The 23,409-nt window shown below is 43.6% G+C and carries 22 protein-coding genes; 21 read left to right on the top strand and 1 reads right to left on the bottom strand.

Features of this window, described 5'->3' with window-relative positions:
- Nucleotides 1-17 precede the first annotated feature (17 nt).
- The 9 genes from Q3C15_RS03660 to Q3C15_RS03620 all read left to right on the top strand — a co-directional run bounded on the left by Q3C15_RS03660 (nucleotide 18) and on the right by Q3C15_RS03620 (nucleotide 7,478).
- The gene (locus Q3C15_RS03660) at nucleotides 18-446 is read left to right on the top strand and encodes a GNAT family N-acetyltransferase (RefSeq protein ID WP_302704193.1); all 429 of its coding nucleotides are present in this window, start codon (nucleotides 18-20) and stop codon (nucleotides 444-446) included.
- A 272-nt stretch (nucleotides 447-718) separates the two neighbouring features.
- The gene (locus Q3C15_RS03655) at nucleotides 719-1,273 is read left to right on the top strand and encodes a LemA family protein (RefSeq protein ID WP_057826937.1); all 555 of its coding nucleotides are present in this window, start codon (nucleotides 719-721) and stop codon (nucleotides 1,271-1,273) included.
- A 37-nt stretch (nucleotides 1,274-1,310) separates the two neighbouring features.
- On the top strand, nucleotides 1,311-2,192 hold the full coding sequence (gene htpX / locus Q3C15_RS03650) for a zinc metalloprotease HtpX (RefSeq protein ID WP_057826936.1): 882 nt from the start codon (nucleotides 1,311-1,313) through the stop codon (nucleotides 2,190-2,192).
- Nucleotides 2,193-2,451: 259 nt separating this feature from the next.
- Nucleotides 2,452-3,849 (top strand): UDP-N-acetylmuramoyl-tripeptide--D-alanyl-D-alanine ligase, encoded by a 1,398-nt coding sequence (gene murF / locus Q3C15_RS03645; RefSeq protein ID WP_302704191.1) that lies wholly within the window; start codon nucleotides 2,452-2,454, stop codon nucleotides 3,847-3,849.
- Nucleotides 3,850-3,862: 13 nt separating this feature from the next.
- On the top strand, nucleotides 3,863-5,329 hold the full coding sequence (locus tag Q3C15_RS03640) for a DEAD/DEAH box helicase (protein WP_302704189.1): 1,467 nt from the start codon (nucleotides 3,863-3,865) through the stop codon (nucleotides 5,327-5,329).
- Nucleotides 5,330-5,331: 2 nt separating this feature from the next.
- On the top strand, nucleotides 5,332-5,697 hold the full coding sequence (gene acpS / locus Q3C15_RS03635; RefSeq protein ID WP_057826933.1) for a holo-ACP synthase: 366 nt from the start codon (nucleotides 5,332-5,334) through the stop codon (nucleotides 5,695-5,697).
- Between the two features lie 2 nt (nucleotides 5,698-5,699).
- On the top strand, nucleotides 5,700-6,827 hold the full coding sequence (alr, locus tag Q3C15_RS03630; RefSeq protein ID WP_283602048.1) for an alanine racemase: 1,128 nt from the start codon (nucleotides 5,700-5,702) through the stop codon (nucleotides 6,825-6,827).
- Between the two features lie 20 nt (nucleotides 6,828-6,847).
- Nucleotides 6,848-7,135, top strand: coding sequence for a hypothetical protein (locus tag Q3C15_RS03625; RefSeq protein ID WP_278852454.1), 288 nt, complete (start codon nucleotides 6,848-6,850; stop codon nucleotides 7,133-7,135).
- The gene (locus Q3C15_RS03620; RefSeq protein ID WP_302704184.1) at nucleotides 7,119-7,478 is read left to right on the top strand and encodes a type II toxin-antitoxin system PemK/MazF family toxin; all 360 of its coding nucleotides are present in this window, start codon (nucleotides 7,119-7,121) and stop codon (nucleotides 7,476-7,478) included. Before Q3C15_RS03625 ends, Q3C15_RS03620 begins: the two co-directional genes overlap by 17 nt.
- A 33-nt stretch (nucleotides 7,479-7,511) precedes the next feature.
- Here Q3C15_RS03620 and cbpA read toward each other — a convergent pair whose 3' ends face one another.
- The gene (cbpA, locus tag Q3C15_RS03615; RefSeq protein ID WP_057826929.1) at nucleotides 7,512-8,156 is read right to left on the bottom strand and encodes a cyclic di-AMP binding protein CbpA; all 645 of its coding nucleotides are present in this window, start codon (nucleotides 8,154-8,156) and stop codon (nucleotides 7,512-7,514) included.
- Between the two features lie 212 nt (nucleotides 8,157-8,368).
- Here cbpA and pth point away from each other — a divergent pair, with 212 nt between their 5' ends.
- The 12 genes from pth (at nucleotide 8,369) to lysS (ending at nucleotide 23,102) form a co-directional block, all read left to right on the top strand.
- The gene (pth, locus tag Q3C15_RS03610) at nucleotides 8,369-8,926 is read left to right on the top strand and encodes an aminoacyl-tRNA hydrolase (RefSeq protein WP_204779210.1); all 558 of its coding nucleotides are present in this window, start codon (nucleotides 8,369-8,371) and stop codon (nucleotides 8,924-8,926) included.
- Between the two features lie 17 nt (nucleotides 8,927-8,943).
- Entirely contained in the window at nucleotides 8,944-12,468 is a 3,525-nt protein-coding gene (mfd, locus tag Q3C15_RS03605; protein WP_302704178.1) for a transcription-repair coupling factor, read from the top strand.
- On the top strand, nucleotides 12,458-14,050 hold the full coding sequence (locus Q3C15_RS03600) for a polysaccharide biosynthesis protein (protein ID WP_283596605.1): 1,593 nt from the start codon (nucleotides 12,458-12,460) through the stop codon (nucleotides 14,048-14,050). The genes mfd and Q3C15_RS03600 overlap by 11 nt, the downstream gene beginning before the upstream one ends.
- Nucleotides 14,047-14,316: an RNA-binding S4 domain-containing protein gene (locus tag Q3C15_RS03595; protein WP_057826925.1), complete on the top strand. Its 270-nt coding sequence runs from the start codon at nucleotides 14,047-14,049 to the stop codon at nucleotides 14,314-14,316. Before Q3C15_RS03600 ends, Q3C15_RS03595 begins: the two co-directional genes overlap by 4 nt.
- A gap of 71 nt (nucleotides 14,317-14,387) precedes the next feature.
- Nucleotides 14,388-14,795 carry a septum formation initiator family protein gene (locus Q3C15_RS03590; RefSeq protein ID WP_057826924.1) on the top strand — a complete coding sequence of 136 codons (408 nt, stop codon included), beginning with the start codon at nucleotides 14,388-14,390 and terminating at the stop codon, nucleotides 14,793-14,795.
- 89 nt (nucleotides 14,796-14,884) lie between these two features.
- A complete protein-coding gene (locus tag Q3C15_RS03585; protein WP_283579919.1) occupies nucleotides 14,885-15,322 on the top strand; it encodes a S1 domain-containing RNA-binding protein in 438 nt (145 codons plus the stop codon).
- A gap of 78 nt (nucleotides 15,323-15,400) precedes the next feature.
- Complete coding sequence (gene tilS, locus Q3C15_RS03580) at nucleotides 15,401-16,747, top strand: tRNA lysidine(34) synthetase TilS (protein WP_302704160.1); 1,347 nt, start codon at nucleotides 15,401-15,403, stop codon at nucleotides 16,745-16,747.
- Nucleotides 16,748-16,751: 4 nt separating this feature from the next.
- On the top strand, nucleotides 16,752-17,300 hold the full coding sequence (gene hpt, locus Q3C15_RS03575) for a hypoxanthine phosphoribosyltransferase (RefSeq protein WP_057826921.1): 549 nt from the start codon (nucleotides 16,752-16,754) through the stop codon (nucleotides 17,298-17,300).
- Between the two features lie 72 nt (nucleotides 17,301-17,372).
- On the top strand, nucleotides 17,373-19,487 hold the full coding sequence (gene ftsH / locus Q3C15_RS03570; protein ID WP_302704158.1) for an ATP-dependent zinc metalloprotease FtsH: 2,115 nt from the start codon (nucleotides 17,373-17,375) through the stop codon (nucleotides 19,485-19,487).
- 123 nt (nucleotides 19,488-19,610) lie between these two features.
- Nucleotides 19,611-20,513: an Hsp33 family molecular chaperone HslO gene (hslO, locus tag Q3C15_RS03565; RefSeq protein ID WP_204779205.1), complete on the top strand. Its 903-nt coding sequence runs from the start codon at nucleotides 19,611-19,613 to the stop codon at nucleotides 20,511-20,513.
- A 3-nt stretch (nucleotides 20,514-20,516) separates the two neighbouring features.
- Nucleotides 20,517-21,539 (top strand): tRNA dihydrouridine synthase DusB, encoded by a 1,023-nt coding sequence (gene dusB / locus Q3C15_RS03560; RefSeq protein ID WP_283596602.1) that lies wholly within the window; start codon nucleotides 20,517-20,519, stop codon nucleotides 21,537-21,539.
- A gap of 72 nt (nucleotides 21,540-21,611) precedes the next feature.
- Nucleotides 21,612-23,102, top strand: coding sequence for a lysine--tRNA ligase (lysS, locus tag Q3C15_RS03555; protein WP_057907243.1), 1,491 nt, complete (start codon nucleotides 21,612-21,614; stop codon nucleotides 23,100-23,102).
- Nucleotides 23,103-23,409: the final 307 nt, after the last annotated feature.

The raw sequence follows: 23,409 nt of genomic DNA, 5'->3' as shown, positions 1-23,409 counted from the left end.
ATTCACGAGGTAGATATATGTTAGAAATTGAAAAGACAGTTGATCTTGACCGCGATTTGTACAAAGACGCTGTCGCAATTCGGGAACAGGTCTTTGTGAATGAACAAGGAATCCCGATTGAAAAAGAAATGAAGGGTGAAGATGGACCGTGCTATTATGTTGGTTACATTGATGGTCATCCGGTGGCAACTGCGCGGGTTGTGAAAAAAGCGGGTGAATGGTTGATCCAACGGGTTGCGGTCGTCTCTGAAGAACGCAATAAGCATTATGGAACTGAAATGATGGCACAAATTGAACAAGATGCGCTTGCTCAACGGGCTGAAAGATTGATCTTGCATGCTCAAGATGATGCGCAATCATTTTATATCCAGTTAGGATATCAAGTTGAAGGAGATCAGTTTAAAGAAGCTGATCTTCCCCACCATGTAATGATTAAAGATTTGTAATCTAAAATAAAAAATGATATGGTATTGGTATGCGATGAGTCGAGGAAAGCTGGCCAGAAATTTCTGGTGTGCTGCGGCACAGACGGCTTTAAATCGAACGCGGACACCATTACTGCCGGATTGCAGGGTGGCGTTGAACTTTTAATGTGGATAAAACGTTCAACTATTTTGGATAAACAAAATACCGCAAAAGTGAGGAGGTCAGACAAATGTCGGCCTCCTCTGCTGTATCGTAATTAATTTTCATTATCAAAATAAACGGAGGATCAAGAATGATTGGATTAATTGTTTTAGTAATCGTGATTGCATTGGTGATCACATACATTGTAATGTACAACGGTCTGCAACGTGCAAAGGTTAATACTGATGAAGCATGGAGCCAAATCGATGTTCAATTGCAACGGCGGAACGACTTGATTCCAAACCTGGTTGAAACAACAAAGGGCTATGCTAAACATGAACGGGAAACCCTTGATGAAGTTGTTGGTTTACGGAATAAAATCATGCAACTTCCAGCTGATGCGCATCAGGAAAAAATGGAAATTTCAAATCAATTAACAGATGCATTAAAGTCAATTTTTGCATTGTCAGAAAATTATCCAGATTTGAAGGCCAGCCAAGAATTCTCACAACTTCAAGAAGAATTAACGAATACTGAAAATAAAATTGCTTATTCACGGCAACTCTTCAATAGTTCAGCTGCATTGTATAATCAAAAATTAGTAACCTTCCCGTCAAACATGGTTGCTCATATTCACCACATGACAAAGGTTAACTACTTGGAAACTCCAAGTGCAGCGAAGGAAGCACCAAAGGTTTCATTTTAATTTTTGAATTAGTTTGTTGAAACGGAGGTTTTAGCAAATGCTTTATCAGCAAATCGCGCAAAATAAGCGGAAAACGATTTACGTTTTAATTGGATTTTATGTTTTAGTCGGCTTGATGGGAGCGGCTCTTGGCTATTTTTGTTACGGCCGGGCAACGATTGGAATTGCAATTGCGATTGGCGTTGGCCTTTTCTACATGATCATGACGTTGACCCAATCAACGTCGATCGTCATGAGCATGAATAATGCCCATCCGGTTACTGAAGAGCAGGCGCCGGTTTTATATCACGTTGTTCAAGACATGGCAATGGTCGGTAAAGTTCCGATGCCGAAAGTTTACATTATTGATGATCCAAGTCCCAATGCGTTTGCCACCGGACCAGATCCGCAGCATGCAGCGGTTGCCGCAACGACGGGCTTGCTTGAACGGTTGAACCGGGAAGAGCTTGAAGGGGTAATTGGCCATGAAATCAGTCATATTCGAAATTATGATATTCGGCTGCAATCAACGGCGTTAGCATTGTCATCCGCAATTTCATACCTTGCAAACTTAGGGGTGAATTCGTTCTTTTGGGGACGGGTCAATCGCGATGATGATGACAATCAGTCAGCAATTATTGCAATGATTTTTTCAATTCTAACGCTGATTTTAGGTCCGCTTGCAGCTACCCTTGCTCAAATGGCCCTTTCACGGAACCGGGAATATCTTGCTGATGCGGGATCAGTCGAATTGACGCGCAATCCGCAAGGCTTGATCGATGCCTTACGGGCAATTTCAGATAGTGAACCGATGCGGAACGCGAACACAAGCAGTGCATCACTTTACATTGCCGATCCGTTTAAAAAAGGTTCATGGACCCATTTATTTGATACTCATCCGCCAATCGAAAAACGAATTGAGCGGTTGGAACATATGTAAGTATGAGAAGGTGTGACAAAACAGTAAAAACGAGCGTGGTGGAAGCAGAAAAGCGAACGAATCGCAGAGCATAGATTCGGAGGTTTTCGAATTAGCTTCGCGTCACCACTCAGCTCGTTTGTTTTGGAACCCGGTTATGCAATAGTAAAGAGACTGCGACTTATGTCACAGTCTTTTTTTAACAAGAAAATAATGATTGAATGTGGTACAATATCTTAGATTAGGATTCGGAATGAATAAGGAAAGGAAGATAAAATCAATGAAGATGCAATTATCAGAAATTGCACGGGTATTGGAGGTTGAAGATATTCCGGCAGAGTGGAACGCCATTACGATCACGAGTGTCAGTTTCGATAGTCGGCAAATGAAGCCGGGGGCGTTGTTTGTCCCATTGAAGGGTGAAAACGATGGCCATCAATTTATTCAAAATGCAATTGATGCTCAAGCAGCGGCAACCCTTTGGCAAACTGATCACCGGGCAATTCCAACTGCAATTCCTGCATTACCGGTTGAAGATACGTTAGCTGCAATGCAAAAACTTGCCAAGTACTACTTGCACAAAATTAATCCGCAAGTTGTTGCAGTCACCGGCAGTAATGGAAAAACAACCACGAAAGACATGATTGCGGCGGTTTTGCAAACGCAATATAACGTAACGAAAACCTTTGCCAATTTTAATAATGAAATTGGGGTTCCAATGACCTGTCTTTCAATGGAGCCGAATACGGAAGTTTTAGTGGTCGAAATGGGAATGGACCGCTTTGGCCAGTTGGATAAGCTTAGTCGGCTGGTCGAACCTGATATTGCGGTCATCACAATGATCGGGGAAGCCCACATTGAGTTCTTTGGAACCCGTGACCGGATTGCCGATGCCAAAATGGAAATCACTCATGGATTAAAAGAAGACGGAACTTTAATTTACAACGGGGACGAACCGCTTTTGCGGGCACGGACGGCGGATCTTGTTCAGGCAACCAAGACATTTGGGTTAGATGAACAAACCGATGATTTGGCTGCAAGTGATATTCAAGGAAATGATCACGCAACGACCTTTAAAGTTCCGGCATTAACTCCTGATGAATTTAAGATTCCAATGATTGGGGATTACAACGTTAAAAATGCGTTAGCAGCCATTGAAGTTGGAAAGTTAATGCATATTGAAATTGCCAACATAATTCAAGCTTTGAAGACGTTTGCGTTAACCGCTAACCGGACTGAATGGGTCAACGGGACCCTTGGCGAACGGATCTTAAGCGATGTTTATAATTCAAATCCAACAGCGGTCAAGGCGGTTCTGCATTCATTTAAGGAAGTGCCAGTTGAAGATGGCGGGCGCCGGATCGTCGTTTTAGGCGATATGTTGGAACTCGGTGAGCAATCACCTGAATTGCATGCTTCACTAGCAGAAGCAATTGACCCGGCCAAAATTGATGAAGTTTACCTTTACGGAAACGAAATCAAGCCGTTAAAGACCAAGCTTGAAGGAATGATGGCTCCTCAACGGATCCATTACTTTGAATTTGGCAACCAGGAACAATTAATTGATGACCTTCAACATGATTTGCGTCCGGAAGATGTTGTTTTACTGAAAGGTAGCCACGGAATGCATCTTGAAAAGGTCTTAGCCGCCTTGAGTCCGGCAGAGAATGAAGATTAAGGAGAATTTGAGATTGAATTTTAGCGATTTAGGATTAGATAATCAATTATTAGAAGCGGTAAAGCGAACCGGCTTTGAAGAACCGACGCCGATCCAGTCCAAGACCATTCCGCTGGTTCTTTCGGGAATCGATGTGATTGGTCAAGCCCAAACCGGAACGGGCAAAACGGCGGCTTTCGGATTACCGTTACTGCAAAAGATTGATTATTCACGGCGTGAGATTCAAGCGCTTGTGATCTCACCGACCCGGGAACTCGCAATTCAAACTCAAGAAGAAATCTTCAAACTTGGAAAAGAAAAATTAGCAAAGGTCCAGGCAGTTTTCGGCGGGGCAAATATTGTTCGGCAGATCAAGCAGCTAAAAAATTATCCGCCCCATATTTTAGTCGGAACTCCAGGACGGTTACTTGACCACCTTCAACGGGGAACGGTCAACTTGAGCAAGGTTGAAACGCTTGTTTTGGACGAAGCTGATGAAATGCTTGATATGGGATTTCTGGATGATATTAGTAAAATCATTGCGCAAATTCCAAAAAAACGGCAGACGTTGCTTTTTTCAGCAACCATGCCGCCAGCAATCTTGAAAGTCGGCAAACGGTTCATGAATCACCCGGAGATTGTGAAAATCAAGAACCAGCAATTAACGGCTGATTTAGTTGACCAATTCTTCGTTAAGGTTCGGGAAAATGAAAAATTTGATGTAATGACGCGGATTTTAGACGTCCAGGCACCTGAATTAACGATCGTTTTTGGACGGACGAAACGGCGGGTCGATGAGCTTTCGCGCGGATTGGTTGCCCGTGGTTATAATGCGGCCGGCATTCATGGCGACCTGTCGCAGCAGCAGCGAAGTGCGGTCTTGAAAAGATTTCGGGATGGCGACCTTGATATTTTAGTGGCCACGGATGTTGCTGCTCGCGGATTGGATATTTCAGGTGTCAGTCATGTCTACAACTATGATATTCCGCAAGACCCGGAAAGTTATGTTCACCGGATTGGGCGAACAGGGCGGGCCGGTCATCAAGGAATCTCGGTCACGTTTGTCACCCCTAATGAAATGGATTATTTGCGGGTGATTGAAAAACTGACCCGTAAACGGATGATCCCAATGCGGCCGCCGACAGCCAAGGAAGCCTTTAACGGTCAGATGGAAAGTGCGATCCGGGAGATCGATAATTTGATTTCGCGGACTGATACGGATAAATACAGTGATCAGGCCAATGAATTATTGAATGAATACAGTGCGTTGGACCTTGCAGCAGCGTTATTGAATACTGTTTCGCGCGAAGATGCATCTTCAGTTCCGGTCAAAATCACACCGGAACGACCATTGCCGCGGCGGAAACGGACTAACCGGCATGATAACCGTTATGGTAAAAATCGGAAACGGAACTATCGTGACCGGCGAGGAAAGCGGAAGGATCAACGACCAAAGAAAAAACAGACAACCAAGCCAAAATATAAGATTCGGAAACGATAACAATGATTTGGGGATTAGGAATTGATTTAACGGAAATTGAACGAATTCATCGCATTCGCCAAAAGGGGGATGCTTTTGCCCGCAAGATTTTGACGGCCAATGAATTGGCAGTGTATCAGAAACTCGGTTCAAAGCGCCAGGATGAGTTTTTAGCAGGCCGATTTTCAGCAAAGGAATCATACAGCAAGGCGCTGGGAACTGGAATCGGGAAGGCGGTCAATTTTAAGGATTTGGAAATTATCGATAATGAACTCGGCAAACCCGAGCTGCGCCGTCACCCTAAGCAGAATGAATTAAAGGCGTTCGTTTCAATTTCGCATACGGATGAGTTAGTAATGACAGAGGTTATTTTGGAGAAGAAGGACTAAAAATGATTATTGGAAAACATCGTGGAACATGTGCCACCATTGATTTAGGGGCAATCAAGCATAATTTAAAAATTGAACGTCAACGAATGGAACCCGGCCAGGAATTGTTTGCCGTGGTCAAAGCCGATGCATACAGTCACGGATTAATTCCGGTTGCAGTTGCTGCACAGGAAGCCGGAGTTGACGGCTTTTGCGTGGCGGTGATCGATGAAGCCGTTGCGTTACGGGAAAATGGAATTACAAAGCCGATTTTGATTTTAGGTGCTTCACCAGAAACGGAAGCCCCGTACATGGCAAAATTCAACTTATCAACGGCGGTCAGCGACCTTCACTTCTTACAAACGGCCCAGCCATTATTAGCAGCTCAAAATTTGAAGTTAAAGGTTCACCTTGCCCTTGATACGGGAATGGGCCGGATCGGATTCCGTGATCAGGAAACCGTTAAGGCAGCAATCGAATTTATGAACCACCATCAAGCCCAATTTGAATTTGAAGGGATCTTTACCCACTTTTCAACGGCTGATTCAGCGGATGATTCTTACTTCAAGAAGCAATTGAATAAGTTCCACGAACTGATGGAAGTTGTTACTCAACGTCCGCGTTACGTTCACGTTGCGAACTCAGCTGCTTCGATTTGGCACAAGCAATGCGGCGGGAATATGGTCCGGCTTGGAATCGGAATGTACGGGTTGAATCCATCAGGCAAGGAAGTTCAACTCCCGCATGATGTTGCGTTAAAACCAGCGTTTGAACTTACCAGTCACATTGTTGAAGTTAAGCAGGTTCATCCAGGAGATTCGATTAGTTACGGGACAACGTACACGGCTACTAAGGATGAATGGATTGGAACCGTTCCGATGGGCTATGCTGATGGCTGGTTACGGCGGATGCAGGGGTCAACGGTTTTAGTTGACGGCCAGGAATGCGAAATTGTTGGCCGAATCTGCATGGACCAGTTTATGATCCGGTTACCGCATGAAGTGCCATTGGGAACGAAGGTTACGCTAATTGGTGAAAATGGTGGCAAGCAAAAGACCGCCCAGGATGCTGCAGATTATGCCGGAACGATTCATTACGAAATTCTTTGTTCGATTGGACAACGGGTTCCGCGCTTTTACGTTGAAAAATAACAGCGGTGGAGGAATCAGCCATGGGGTTAAGTGAAACGGAAGCAGTTCAAAAAGTATTAGCATGTTCAAATTTGAAAGTTTACTGTGATTACTATTCGATTACAGTTGACGACATCAAGCACCAGCCGCAATTGGCATTTTACATCTTAAAACACCGTAATTCACTTGAACAATTGATTGCAGGTTACAGTGAGATGGAAGCAATCAATCAGGACATTTGTACTGAATTTCAGCGGTGTGAGCAGGAATGTCAGTCAATGATTCGGGGGTTAGTAAAGGATCGGGGATCAAATGAATTCAAAAATTAAACGCGGCGATATTTATTATGCAGACCTGTCCCCGGTCGTCGGTTCAGAGCAGGGTGGATTGCGTCCAGTGTTGATCATTCAAAATAACATTGGCAACCGTTTCAGCCCGACCGTGATTATCGCAGCAATTACGTCGAAAATTTCGAAACCAAAAATGCAAACGCACGTAGCGGTTGCGAAGTCGAAGGACGGATTAGGAAAGGATTCTGTAATTCTGCTTGAACAGATTCGGACGATTGATAAACGGCGCTTACAACGAAAAATTACCCATTTGGATGATTCGATAATGAATCAGGTTGACCGTGCACTTGAAGTGAGTGTGGGCTTAGGAGAAATTGATTAAAAAAAGGTTGTGACCTCGGTCACAACCTTTTTTCTACATTGACGAAGCATGTAAATTTTCAATTTCAGTAACGGTAAATTTATTTCGTTTCAAACTAGCAACGATCCGTTTGAGTTTATGTTCTGAAACTTCAGACGGAAGGGTAAATAAGATTCGTTGAATGTTGTTTTTTTCGTGCAGGTCAAGTGAAATACAACTGGCAATCACCGTATAACGGGTAATGATCTTCGACATTTTCGCAAGGTCACCGCGATCGCCGTTGGAAAGAATGGTCAAGACATAGCTTCCAGTATCAACGTTCCATGATTGCGATAGCATATTCAGCAAGCTGCTGTGAGTTAAAATTCCATAAAATTGATTTTCTTCATCTAAAACGGTAATGTACGGTAAGTCTTTAATTGTAAAGAAAATGTTGAAAAATGCCGAGTTGATTGAAATAAATTTGGTGGCATTTTTAAGCAATTGAGTTACCGGTAATTGCATATCGCCGCCGCGTGACTTATGCCGGTAAATGTGCATTTTGTAGATGTTTCCACGGAACAATTTACCTGATTCGTCAAGAACCGGAACACAACGAAAACCGGATGCTTCCAAAATATCGAGCGCCTCTTCAAGGGTTGCTGTTTCGGGAATGGTTGTTAATTCACTTTTCGGTTTAACAATTTCTTTTAAAATCATGATAAAGCTCCTTAGATCGTCATCAAAAAGTTTCAAACATTATAATAACATACTAAGGAACCTCTAAGAAATATTTAATTCAAAAAAACATTGCGAAATCGTTTGAAACTAAAATATGATATACTAAATGCGAAATCAGATTAATGGGTGGCTTGCTGAATTGCAGGCCGTTTTTGCGTATTTTAAAAGATAATTAGAAAGAAGTTTTTCAAATGAAAATGATCGTTGGCCTTGGAAATGTCGGTTCACGGTATGATGGAACCCGACACAATACTGGTTTTATGGTGATTGATGAACTTGCCACGCGGAACCAAATTGAAATTAATAAGGAAAAAGATGAAGCAATGATCGGTCAGGGAATGATCGATGGCGAAAAAGTTTTATTGGTTAAACCGCTGACTTTCATGAATGATTCCGGAAGAGCAGTGCGACCGTTGATGGATTTTTATAAAATTGATGTTGATGACCTGGTGATCGTTCAAGATGACCTTGATATGGAAGTCGGCCGGGTTCGCTTGCGGCAAAAAGGATCAGCGGGCGGCCACAACGGAATTAAAAGCATTATCCAGCATGTTGGAACGCAAGATTTCAAACGGGTCAAGGTTGGAATCGGACGGCCGAAGATCATGACGATCGTTGATTGGGTATTAGGAAGATTTACCCCAACGGAACGGCCATTCTTTGAAGAAGGTCGGGATAAAGCGGTTGCCGCAATTGAATATTGGGTTCAAACCGGCGACTTTATGAAGACGATGAATAAGTTTAACTAGAAGAAAGAGATGAAGGCATGGATTTAAGTGAATTGATTGGTCAAACTGATGAACTGCAAACTGTTCGGCAACAGTTAACGCAGCCGGGACGCCATTTGTTAACGGGGGTCCTGGGGTCAGCGAAGACGTTGATTTTGAAAAGTCTGTTTCAGCAATTAAAAAAGCCGTTTTTAGTTGTAACGGACACGCTCAGCCATGCCCAAAAGTTAACGGCGGATTTAACGAATGTTTTGGACGAGGAACAGGTTCGGCTTTTCCCGGTCGAAGAATTAGTGGCGACCGAAATTGCAACCAGCTCACCTGATTTTCAAAGTCAGCGGGTGCGGGCGTTGACAGCGCTCAGCCAGCATAAGGCTAAAGTTGTTGTGACTTCTGCTTCAGGACTAAGACGCCGGTTAGCACCGGTTGAAATGTGGAACCACAACCAACTGACTTTTAAGGTCGGAGCAGAACTCGAGCTTGAACAGGTCAGCCACCAGCTGGTTCAAATGGGATATCAACGACAAAAGTTAGTCGATCGTCCCGGTGATTTTGCGATTCGTGGGTCGATTATTGATATTTATTCACTGAACCATGAACTTCCTGTTCGAATCGACCTTTTTGATACTGAAATCGATTCGATCCGGTTCTTTGAGATTGGAAATCAGCGCAGCTTGGAAAACGTTGATGAAATCAGCGTGATGCCGGCAACCGATATGATTCAAAATTCCCAGATTTTCACTGATGGGATTCGGCGGCTGCAAGAACTTGAAGCTCAGGTCAAACCAGCCTTAAAGGAAGAGCAGGCAGATGAATTGCGGCGCCAACTTGATGCGGTCATCACGATGTGGAAAGACCAGGAGTTATTAAAAGAACACCGTATTTTCACCCAAATTCTCTATCCTCAAGCAACGTCCCTGCTTGATTATTTGGATGACGGGGTTTTAGTGCTTGATGATTATGCCAAAATTTTGGAACATGCAGATGAGATCGAGCAAAACGAACAGGTTTGGCTGGATGAAAAGGAAGAACTGAAGCCGGTGCTTGATCAATTACAGCTCGGGTTTGAAGTTCGCAAACTTGTTCGGAAAACCAAAAAATCAACGCTGTTCATGTCGTTGTTTAAAAAAGGAATTGGGCGCTTAAAGTTTGCATCATTAACGGATCTTAAAGTGCGCACGGTTCAGCAATTCTTCAGCCAAATGCCGTTATTACAAACGGAAGCGCGGCGATGGAACAAGCAAAACCAGACTGTTGTTTTGATGATTCAGGATGAAGAACGCCTGACGAAGATTTCCCAGACCCTTGATGATTTTGAAATTCCAAATATTATGACCCAGCCAGAAAATTTACAACGCGGAATTCTTCAAATTGTACGCGGCAGTTTGCAAAGCGGATTTGAAGTTCCCAGCGCGAAACTGGTTGTTTTAACGGAAACGGAACTGTTTGCGAAGGCAACAAAGAAGCGGGCCAAACGGCTGACAATGGAGAACGCTGAACGGCTGAAAAGTTACACCGACCTTAAAGAAGGGGACTTTGTCGTTCACGTTGATCACGGGGTTGGCCGGTATCTTGGCGTTAAAACGATGGAAGTCGATGGCAAACACCAAGACTACCTGACTCTTGAATACCAGAAAGGGGCTAAGCTTTACGTTCCGGTCAATCAATTAGACCGGGTTCAGAAGTATGTGTCATCGGACGCAAAGACACCGCATTTGAATAAACTGGGCGGAAGCGAATGGCATAAGACCAAAAAGCGGGTCGCAAGTAAGATCGAAGATATTGCGGATGAACTGGTTGATTTGTATGCTGAACGCGAAATGAAGACGGGATTTGCCTTTCCTAAGGATGATGCATATCAGCGGGAGTTTGAAGATGCGTTCCCGTATACCGAAACCCCGGATCAGCTTCGAAGTACTTCAGAAATCAAGCAAGATATGGAAAACAAGCACCCGATGGATCGGTTATTGATTGGCGACGTCGGTTACGGGAAAACGGAAGTCGCTTTGCGGGCTGCATTTAAGGCCGTTGAAGCGGGAAAGCAGGTTGCCTTTCTGGTTCCGACAACCGTTTTGGCCCAGCAACACTATGAAACGATGATCGAGCGGTTTGAAAACTTTCCGATTGAAATTGGGATTTTATCCCGGTTCAACACCCCGGCTGAAACCAAACAGGTCCTTGAAAACTTGAAGGACGGAAAGTGCGACATTGTGGTTGGAACGCACCGGCTTTTATCAAAGGATGTGCAGTTCAAAGATCTCGGATTGTTAATCATTGATGAAGAGCAGCGGTTCGGTGTTAAGCATAAGGAACGGTTGAAACAGTTGAAATCAACGGTTGATGTTTTAACGTTGACGGCAACGCCAATTCCGCGAACGCTTAACATGTCGATGCTTGGGGTCCGTGATCTATCAGTGATTGAAACTGCTCCGGTCAACCGTTATCCGATTCAAACGTACGTTATGGAACAGGATAATCAGGTGATTGCAAACGGAATCCGGCGGGAAATGGAACGTGGTGGCCAAGTCTTTTACCTGCATAACCGGGTAAAAGACATTGAAAAAAAGGCGGCGGCGTTGCAGGCCCTTGTTCCGGAAGCACGGATTACTTATATTCACGGTCAAATGACGGAAAACCAAATGGAAAAGATCTTAATGGACTTTATTCATGGCGATTATGATGTCCTGGTGACCACAACGATCATTGAAACGGGGGTCGACATTCCAAACGCCAACACCCTTTTTGTTGAGGATGCTGACAGGATGGGACTGGCTCAGCTTTATCAGCTCCGCGGACGGGTCGGCCGTTCAAGCCGAGTTGCATATGCTTACTTTATGTATAAACCGGATAAAGTGCTTACTGAAGTCAGTGAAAAACGATTGGAAGCAATCAAAGACTTTACGGAACTTGGATCCGGATTTAAGATCGCGATGCGGGACCTTGCGATTCGCGGAGCCGGCAATCTTTTAGGAAAGCAGCAGCATGGTTTCATTGATTCGGTCGGGTATGATCTGTATACTCAAATGTTGAATGAGGCTGTTGCCCGGAAACGCGGCGTTAAACCAGAAGAAAAAACGGATGCGACGATCAATTTGGACGTTGAAGCGTATATTCCGCAATCTTACATTGACGATGAACAACAAAAAATCGAAATTTATAAGCGGATTCGTCAATTTAAGAATTTTAATCAGTATCAAGAAGTTCAGGATGACCTGATCGACCGGTTCGGTGATTATCCGGATGAAGTATCGAACTTGCTGGAGATCGGATTATTAAAAATGGATGCTGATCGGGCATTAGTTGATCAAATTTTCCAAAAGAAAGATGAGATTACGATCGTCTTTTCAAAGAAGGCAACGACGCGGTTATCTGGCAGTCAATTCTTAGCAGCGGTTTCGCAAACCAAGTTGTCAACGTCAATGAACGTTGATAATTTGCAAATGAAGATTACAATTAAGAAAAAGGCTGATCAGACTCTTGCCCAAATTATTTTAGAAATGCAGAATTTGCTGAGTGAAATTGCAAAAATGCTGTCATCACAGGAGAAGGTTCATGAAGGATAATCGAATGAAAAATGTCATGAACGGGGCGTTGATTTTATCATTGGCGGCCCTGATTGCGAAAATCTTAAGTGCGTGTTACCGGATTCCATTTGAAAATTTAGTCGGGAATACCGGCTTCTATGTTTACCAGCAAGTATATCCCATTTATGGAATCGGAATGACGTTTGCATTGACGGGATTCCCGGTTTTTATTTCAAAGATAATCGCTGAACAAGATGAAGAAGCGGCTAAGCTAGCCGTTTCACATCAGATTTTTGTGATTTTAGCCTTTTTTGGACTCGCTTGTTTTGGCTTTTTGCAGCTTTTTGGACACCAAATTGCATTGATGATGGGTGATCGGCACCTTACCCCGCTGCTTGGCAGTGTTTCATGGATGTTCCTCTTTATGCCGATCCTGGCAGTCGGCCGGGGATATTATCAAGGAACGTTTAACATGACCCCGACGGCGATCTCACAGGTCACCGAACAGTTTATTCGGGTAACCGTCATTATTTTCGTGGCGTTGCTTGCAGTTCACCGTCATTGGACAGTTTACCGGATGGGGACGTGGGCCATGTTTGCGTCAACGTTTGGGGCAATTGGGGCCAGTATCAGTTTTATTCCGTTTTATACTAAGAAGTTTTGGCAAACAAAGCGGTCGGCCCACCAAAGCTATTTTAATTTGACCAAGCGGATTTTTTCAGACGGGTTGATCATTTGCTTGTTTGCATCAATGATGGTGCTGTTGCAGCTGGTTGATTCGTTTACCGTTAAAAATAGTTTGGTTTCAGCCGGAATGCTGCCGGCAGTTGCCAAAAGCATTAAAGGAACCTATGACCGGGCCCAACCGTTAGTTCAGTTAGGAATGGTCGTGGCGGTCAGCTTTTCATCGACGTTGTTGCCGACTTTGACGGATGCATTGCAGAAAAATCAGCTAGCACGATTCCGCCAGATTGCCAAGCTATTGATGCGGATCAGTGCGACGATTGCGGCAGCGGTAACGGTTGGAATGATCGTGCTGATGCCGGAAATCAATACGTTGCTTTTCAGCACCCCCGCACTTTCGCGAACGATTGCCGTTTATGTATTAAGTGTTTTTGTGATCACGCTGATCAGTACTTATAATTCGATTCTTCAAAGTCTTGACCAGTTCAAGATCACGGCAGTCGGTTTGATCCTTGCGGTTGTCGTCAAAGCCGCCATTAATTCGCTGATGATCCGCCATTTTGGAATGATCGGGGCAAGCTGGGCAACGGTGATCAGTTTACTGGTTGCCCTTGGAATTATTTTGTGGGCTTTGCCTTCGGGGGTTAAGAATTTATTCTTTGACGGTAAGGGCTTTGTGCATAAACTTTGCTTGGCAGTTTTAATGATGGGGCTGAGCGTTGGAATCGTTGTGCATGGTTTGCGGATGGTTATTTTCCTTTCACGCAAAGGGTCGATCGTCATCACGGTGATCGGAATGCTTGTTGGCGCGGCTGTCTTTCTTTCAATGGTGATTGGGCAAAAGATGTTTACAACGCGTGAATGGCTGATGATTCCCGGCGGTAAAAAGTTACTATTAGTTTTAGAAAAAATTGCGAAACGAGGAAATTCAAAATGAGACTAGACAAATTTTTAAAAGTATCACGAATCATTAAACGGCGTTCGGTTGCAAAGGATATTGCTGACCAAGGCCGAGTAACGGTTAACGGTAAGGTTGCTAAGTCATCTTCCAAGGTTGCAATCGGCGATGAGATCGTGATTAATTTTGGTAACAAAACTTTGACCGTTAAAGTTAACGATATCAAGGATACAACGAAGAAAAACGAATCGCAGGATTTGTATACGGTCGTTTCTGAAGAATATCAAGAAGATTATCGGATGTAAGGTACTTTTTTAAGTGGCGGTTTGTTATAATTTGAGTAGTGAGATCTAGTCGGTTTGATAAGGAGAGTACAATGGCGCAAAAGAAGAAAAGCAAAAAGTTAAAGGTCATTAATCAGGAATACTATAATCAGCAAACCGCTCAAAATGCAGTTACTCAAAAACAACTGGCATTAACGCGGAAACACCGGATGAAAATGCTGATTCTTTGCGGCGTGATGTTGGTGATCACGATCATGTTTGGCTTTAACATTATTCAAAATAACATTCAGGCAGCGGTTCTTGGAAAAAAGACACGGGAAGCGCGCGTGGAATTAAAGAGTGCTAAACAGCAGAATCAAAAGCTGAATCAACGGGTAGCTGAGTTAAAGGATTCGGATTATTTGGCGAAAATCATTCGGAAGAAATACTTCTTCTCAAAAGACGGCGAAACGATTTATAGTTTGCCAAGTGATAAGGCCAAAACCGTTACTGAAAATTAGTTAAATAAATGAATTTAGACGCTTATTAAAATATTTAAACAGTGTTATACTGAAAGAAACATCAATTTCTGGGAGGATTAAATTTTTTTATGACAGTTGAAGTGGGAACGAAAGTTTCAGGTAAGGTTTCAGGAATCACGAACTTCGGAGCATTCATTGATCTTGGTGATCACCAGACCGGGTTAGTTCATATCAGTGAAGTTTCGAACACGTACGTCAAGGATATTCATGATGTCTTAAAGGTCGGCGACGAAGTTCAAGTCAAGGTTCTGAAAGTTGGCGATGACGGCAAGATCTCATTGTCGATCAAGCAAGCCATGCCGAAGCCTGATAAATCCAAGAATAATCATCACAATGGCAATCGCCAAGGAAGTAACCATCGTTTCCATGGAAACAAGAATAATCATCAAAAGAAAGATTTTGATGCCCTTTTAGCAGGGTTCCTAAAGGAAAGTGATGAACGGTTAACGTCTCTTAAACGGAATACCGATGGTAAGCGTGGCGGTCGCGGCGGCCGGCGCAGCTAATATTAATAAGTTGAAAAATATTAAATCCGAGACTGGAGCTTGTCCCAGTCTCTTTTCGTATCTGAAATAGGTGACCGAATGGAATTAGAATTTATTCAAAATTGGAAGAAGTTTGATTTAAATTGTCAGCCGCTTTTAGTAGCCGTTTCAACGGGCGTTGATTCAATGGTTTTACTAGATTTGCTGCAGCACTTACCTGCTGATCTGCGGCCGCAAATTACGGTTGGCTATGTTGATCACCGTTTGCGAAAGCAAAGTAAGGATGAAACCAAGTTTATTCAAGAATATTGTCGTCAGCATCACTTACCGTTGAAAATTGGTGTTTGGGATGCTGATCAACACCCACAACACGGAATTGAGGAAGCTGCACGAAACTTTCGGTATGCTTTCTTTTCAAAAACGATGGCTGAGTTGAAAATTTCCACGCTGGCAACGGCGCACCATGCCGATGATCTGGCAGAAACGTTTTTGATGAAGCTGCTTCGCGGCGGTGAACTATCCCAGTTGGTGGGGATTGCCCCTTGCCGGTCAATGGGACAAGGACGGCAAGTGATTCGGCCGCTTTTACCATATTCCAAACAGCAGCTGTATGATTATGCCCGGCAACATCAGTTAACCTTTTTTGAAGATGAAACCAATCACGATGACGATGTTTTGCGGAATCGAATCCGCCACCACATTATTCCGCAATTAAAACAGGAGAATCCACGCTTTTTGGATCATGTCCGCAGTTACACGCAACAGTTAAGGTCGACGTTGAAAGTTAATCAGCAAATTTTACAGCAGCAGTTAACCCAGTTGCTCGAAGATGATCGGGTGAGTCTACCAGCATGGCTGCAACTTGATGCGGCAATGCGGCGGGCGGTATTAAAAGAATATCTGATTCAGCATGGCGTTCCGCTTCACCAGCGGCAGTTTGCCGAGGTCAGCAGCTTTTTAGAAAATCGCCAAAAACCGCAAGGAACCTTTCAGTTGGATGCGAAGCGAGCGGTGGTTAAGGAGTACATGCACTTCTATTTAATTTCCCGGGAGAAAGCATTCGAAAAGGTTTCGAATCAATCATTCTTGATTCAAGGTGAAACGCCGGCTAGCACGGCAACCTTTGAACTAGCGCTTAACCACCATGAACAGCGGGATGCAGACGAACAACTAAGGTTTAGCCGTTTGCCAGCCGGATTAACTTTGCGGCATCGGTTGCCGGGGGATTGGCTGCGGATTCGTGAAGGAACTAAAAAACTGACCCGTTTTTTAATTGATAAAAAAATTTCACAACGGGAGCGGCAAGCATTGTGGGTGATCGCTGATGAAAAGCAGGAAGTTTATGCCCTTTTCGGTGATCAGCCAAATTCAATGATCTATTTGTCACAACCCGTGGAAAATGCTACAATTCGTTACATAGTAGCGATAAAGTACAGAAAGAGGTAAAAAGATGAATGATGATATTTTGAAAGTTCTTTATAGTCGAGAACAGATTCAAGATGCAACTGAAAAAATGGGAAAGCAGATCACCAAGGATTTTGAAGGCAAAGATCCGCTTGTAATCTGTATTTTAAAGGGTGCGGCCGTTTTTTACTCTGATATCGTTCGCGAAATCAATACGTACTGCGAATTAGATTTTATGGACGTTTCAAGTTACGGCAACGAAACCGTTTCATCGGGTGATGTCAAGATCATTAAGGACCTTGATACGTCGGTTGAAGGCCGGAATGTGCTGATCATTGAAGATATTATTGATACTGGCCGGACATTGAAATGTTTAGTTGACCTATTTGAAAAGCGGAACGCCAAATCAGTTAAAATCTGTACTTTATTAGATAAACCGGATCGGCGGATCGAAGGAATTGTTCCGGATTATACGGGCTTTAAAGTTCCAAACGAATTTGTTGTCGGTTTTGGGCTTGATTACATGGGCCACTACCGGAATTTGCCATTCGTTGGGGTTTTGAAACCGGAAATTTACGCTGATAATCAAGAATAGTCAAAAAAAGTCAAGTATGATATGATTAGCTTGATAACTTTGAATTATTAGTTATTGTCGTAGGAGGAAATAATGAATAATAACAATAAAAAGAATGGACTATTCCGGAATAGTCTTTTCTACATTGTCGTCTTCCTGGGAATCATGGGAGCGGTCTACTACTTTACAGGTGGCAGTAACGACTCATCGACCCAACAAATTCAGTCAAGTACATTTATTTCTGAATTAAAGAAGGACAATGTAAAGAAGTTTACGTTAGAACCTTCTGGAAACGTTTATAAAGTTTCAGGGGAATACCGTAAACCAGTAAAGACTTCCTCAAAGAAGAATAGTCTGACAGGCATGGGCGGCGGTAGTTCAACCGCGAAGAACTTCACAACGGACATGGTTACTAACGAAGGAACCGTGAATGAAGTGATGAAGTACGCCCAAAAGAATCACGTTGCAAACAGCGCGAAGGAAGAACAATCAAGCAGCATTTGGATGCAGTTATTGTTGACCATCGTGCCGATCGTGATCATGATTTTCTTCTTCTACATGATGATGGGCAATGTCGGCGGTGGCCAAGGCGGCGGTCGGATGATGAGCTTTGGCAAGTCAAAGGCCAAGCCAATCGACAAGAAAGAGAACAAGATTCGTTTCTCAGATGTTGCCGGTGAAGAAGAAGAAAAGCAGGAATTGGTTGAAGTTGTTGAATTTTTGCGTGATCCGCATAAATTCCAACGGTTAGGGGCTAAGATTCCATCAGGGGTTCTGCTTGAAGGCCCTCCAGGAACTGGGAAAACTTTGCTTGCAAAAGCAGTTGCTGGTGAAGCAGGTGTTCCGTTCTTCTCAATTTCTGGTTCTGACTTCGTTGAAATGTTTGTCGGGGTTGGGGCAAGTCGTGTTCGTGACTTGTTTGAAAACGCCAAGAAGAATGCACCATCGATCATCTTTATCGATGAAATCGATGCCGTTGGTCGCAAACGGGGCAACGGCATGGGCGGCGGCCACGATGAACGTGAACAAACCTTGAACCAATTGTTAGTAGAAATGGACGGGTTCGAAGGTGACGAAGGCGTTATTGTAATGGCAGCCACCAACCGGTCAGATGTTTTGGATCCAGCCTTACTTCGTCCGGGTCGTTTTGACCGGAAGATTTTGGTTGGCCGGCCAGATGTTAAGGGCCGGGAAGCCATCTTGAAGGTCCACTCAAAGGGCAAGCCGTTGGCAGACGATGTTGACTTGAAGATGATTGCTAAACAAACTCCGGGCTTTGTCGGGGCTGATTTAGCAAACTTGCTGAACGAAGCTGCATTGTTGGCTGCGCGGCGCGATAAGAATGAAATCGATGCTTCAGATATTGATGAAGCTGAAGACCGGGTAATTGCCGGACCAGCTAAACGTGATCGGGTAATCAGTGAACAAGAACGCCGGACCGTTGCGTTCCACGAAGCCGGCCACACAATTGTCGGCCTTGTTTTGAATGATGCCCGCGTCGTTCATAAGGTTACGATCGTACCTCGGGGACGTGCCGGCGGATATGCAATCATGCTTCCGCGGGATGATCAAATGCTGAACTCCAAGAAGGACTTGAAGGAACAAATCGCCGGTTTGATGGGTGGACGTGCTGCCGAAGAAATTATCTTCGGACAACAATCATCCGGAGCTGCAAACGACTTCCAACAAGCAACTCAATTAGCACGGGCCATGGTTACTGAATACGGAATGAGTGAAAAACTTGGGCCGGTTCAATACGAAGGGCAAGCAAACATGCAACCGGGCGAATTTGACGGTCAACACAGTTACTCAGGCCAAACGGCAAACTTGATCGATGAAGAAGTTATGCGGCTTTCAAACGAAGGAATGGAAACTGCTAAACGGATTATCCAAGAACACCGTGAACAACACCGGGTAATTGCTGAAGCCTTATTGAAGTATGAAACACTTAACGAAAAGCAAATCTTGAGTTTGTTCAAGACCGGCAAGATGCCAGCTGAAAATGAAGATGAATTTCCAAGTGAAAAATCAGGTTCATTTGAAGAAGCTAAGAAGGCATTAGAACGGAAAGACGCTCAACGCCAAAAGATCGATGCTCAAGAAGTTGCAGCTGAAAAAAAGGCCGAAAAACAAGACGATGAATCATTACCAACGCAAACATTCTATCCGAGTGAAAAGCATGATGATTCACATCAAGACGAAGGCTAAATAGCATAAAGGGTGACTATGGTTAACATGGTCACTTTTTATGTTAATCGGAATTAAATATTTTTTTATTTTTAAAAAAGAACATGGTAAAATCTTAGTTTGGAAGAAAAGAAGGGATAGTTTATGAGCGATTATTTAGTAAAAAGTTTGGCGTTTGACGGTCAGATCAGAGCATATGCAGTCGACGCCACAGAAACGGTCAGCACAGCTCAAAAATTGCATGATACTTGGAGTGCGGCTTCGGCAGCCCTTGGACGGAGTCTGGTAGGGACTTTATTACTCGCATCAGCTTCACTTCAAGGCGATGAAACAATGACGGTCAAGATCAATGGGAACGGTCCGGTTGGCGGAATCGTCGTTGATGGCAATGCCAACGGAACGGTGAAGGGATACGTTCAAAATCCGCATGTTCATTTACCGTTAAATGATAAACACAAAATTGATGTGAAGGGGGCCGTCGGAACAGAAGGTTTTCTTGCAGTTACAAAGGATCTCGGCTTGAAAGAACCATTTACGGGGCAAGTGCCGTTAGTATCCGGCGAACTTGGCGAAGACTTCACGTATTATCTTGCTAAGTCAGAACAGATTCCATCTTCAGTTGGCTTGTCAGTTTTTGTTAACAGCGATAACTCAATTGAAACGGCGGGTGGCTTTATGATTCAGGTAATGCCGGGAGCAAAGGAAGAAACGATCAGCCAAATCGAAAAGCGGTTAGCTGAAATTCCAATGGTTTCTGAAATGATGCGCGATGGCAAGAAACCGGAAGATATTTTAAATGAAATTCTCGGCGCTGAAAACGTTAAGGTCCTTGATAAAATGCCGGTCAGTTATCACTGCGATTGCTCGCGAGAACGCTTCTTAGGCGTGTTGACAAGTTTACCGACTGATCAGCTTCAAGAAATGGCCGATGAAGATCATGGAGCTGAAGCCGTATGCCATTTCTGCGGCAAGAAGTATCAGTTTACTGAAGACGAATTACGGAAGATCATTAAGGTCAAAAAACAAAACGGAAAGAAAGAGGATTAAGCAATGGAATGGAAAATTGATGATATTACAATTCCAAACCGGGTCGTTGTTGCGCCAATGGCAGGGGTAACTAACGTTGCGTTTCGGATGATCTGCAAAGAGTTCGGTGCGGGATTAGTTGTTTGTGAAATGATTTCAGATAAGGGAATTCATTTTCGAAACAAAAAGACCCTGGGAATGTTGTTCGTTGATGAAAGCGAACACCCGGTAAGTGTTCAAATTTTTGGTGGGACAAAGGATTCGCTGGTTGAAGCAGCCCAATACGTTGCTGAAAATACAAGTACGGATATCATTGACATCAACATGGGCTGCCCGGTGCCAAAGGTTACGAAGACGGATGCTGGGGCCCACTGGTTGCTTGACCCAGACAAGATCTACGAAATGGTCAAGGCGGTTACGGCGGCAGTTGACAAGCCGGTCACGGTTAAAATGCGGACCGGTTGGGATGATGATCACATCTTAGCGGTTGAAAACGCATTGGCGGCTGAAGAAGCCGGAGCATCAATGCTTGCAATGCACGGTCGGACCCGGAAACAACTTTATTCAGGGCATGCTGATTGGGGTATCTTAAAGGATGTTGCTGATCACTTAACGAAGATTCCATTCGTTGGAAACGGCGATGTGCGTACTCCGCAAGACGCAAAGCGAATGCTGGATGAAGTTGGGGCTGATGCCGTCATGATCGGCCGGGCAGCATTAGGAAACCCATGGATCGTTAAGCAGGTAACCCATTACCTTGAAACGGGTGAAGAAATTCCGGAACCGACTCCGGCAGAAAAAATCAGAGTTGCCAAAGAACACCTTCACCGTTTGATCAAGCTGAAAGGTGAAAAAATCGGTCCCCGGGAATTCCGTTCACAGGCAGCATACTACCTGAAAGGCATTCCGCGGTCTGCACGAACAAAAGCAGCATTGAATGATGCTGACACTGAACAAGAAATGATTGAGATCTTTGATAACTTCTTGAATGATTTAAACAGTGCGGCAGCAAGACGGGCTGCTCGCCGTGCACACTCACGAAATTAATTAAAGATGTTTAGTGTTTTTTGATATGATATAATCTCACTAGAGGTCAAAAATTAAGAAAAGAGGGCTATTATGGCAAAAGATCAATCAATGAATGATCAGATGCGGGTTCGTCGCCAAAAGATGCAAGAATTGCGCGATGAAGGTATCGATCCATTTGGTCACCGGTTTGAACGGGACTCAATGAACGCCGATCTTCATGAAAAGTATGGCGACATGACAAAAGAAGAATTAAATGATGCAGGTTACACTGCAACGATTGCAGGCCGGATGGTTGCTAAACGTGGAAAGGGTAAAGTTGGCTTTGCTGACTTGCAAGACCGTTCAGGCAAGATGCAATTGTATGTTCGGAAAGATGTTGTTGGCGAAGACCAATATCATATTTTCAAGCGGTCAGATTTAGGTGACTTCCTTGGAGTAACGGGTGAAGTTATCAAGACTGATATGGGTGAATTGACTTTACGGGTTACAAAATTGACGTTTCTTTCAAAGGCTTTACGTCCATTACCTGACAAGTATCACGGTTTACAAAATATTGAACAAGTATATCGGCAACGTTACTTAGACTTGATCACTAACCGGACAAGCTTTGAACGTTTCATGAACCGAAGCAAAATCGTAAAGGCTATTCGGGACTACATGGATGAAAATGGTTTCGTTGAAGTTGAAACACCAATTTTGAGCAACATTGCCGGTGGGGCTGCTGCACGGCCATTTATCACGCACCACAACGCATTGGACATTGACATGTACTTGCGGATCGCAACGGAATTGTCACTTAAACGGTTGATCGTTGGTGGAATGGAACGGGTTTATGAACTTGGACGGGTCTTCCGGAACGAAGGAATCGATACCCGGCATAACCCAGAATTCACAACCATGGAAACCTATGCTGCATACTGGGATTTAACTGACGTTATGGATGAAACGGAAGGAATTTTCAAGGCAGCTGCTAAGGTTGTAACGGATAACGGAATTATTACTTACCAAGGAAATGAAGTTAACCTTGATAAGCCGTTTAAGCGGGTTCACATGGTTGATTTGATCAAGGAGGAAACCGGCGTTGACTTCTGGAAAGAAATGTCGCTTGATGAAGCCCGGAAGATTGCTGATGAACATAATGTTCATTACGAACCATACTGGCAAGTTGGCCACATCATTAATGAATTCTTTGAAACATTCTGTGAAGAAAAGATCGTTGACCCAACATTTGTTTATGGTCATCCAGTTGAAGTTTCACCACTTGCGAAGAAGAATGAAAAGGATCCCCGGTTTACTGATCGGTTTGAACTCTTTATTCTTGGTGGCGAATATGCAAACGCCTTTACTGAATTAAATGATCCAATCGATCAACGTGAACGGTTTGAAGCTCAAGCAGCTGAACGTGAAAACGGAAATGATGAAGCCGAACACATTGATGAGGATTACTTGGAAGCAATGGAATACGGAATGCCGCCAACGGGTGGATTAGGAATCGGAATTGACCGGTTAGTAATGTTATTGACAGATGCACCATCAATTCGGGATGTCTTATTATTCCCAACCCGGCGTCCAGAAAAATAATTAAATCACTTTTTTAAGGAGCACATGAAGTTCATGGGCTCTTTTTTGATTTTGGAAAAATTATAATATTAAAATTATAATATTAAATTTCGAAAAATTAAGAAAAGGGATTGACGGTGATTGGGGTTTGATGATAAACTAACAAAGTCGTCAAAAGGAACAACAGTTGATGTTAATAATTAAATAAAAAAGTTATTGACAAGTTGGTGCCTGTTTGATAATATAATAAATGTTCCGCTGATGCGGAGTTAAATATTTGATAGATCTTTGAAAACTGAACAATGTTTCGACACACGAATGTGCAGGA

Origin of the sequence: Ligilactobacillus sp. 110_WCHN (genome assembly GCF_030518115.1) — a bacterium.
Lineage (GTDB): Bacteria > Bacillota > Bacilli > Lactobacillales > Lactobacillaceae > Ligilactobacillus > Ligilactobacillus aviarius_C.
The sequence above is the reverse complement of the archived record's forward strand: the minus strand, read 5'-3'. Positions and strand labels throughout refer to the sequence as shown.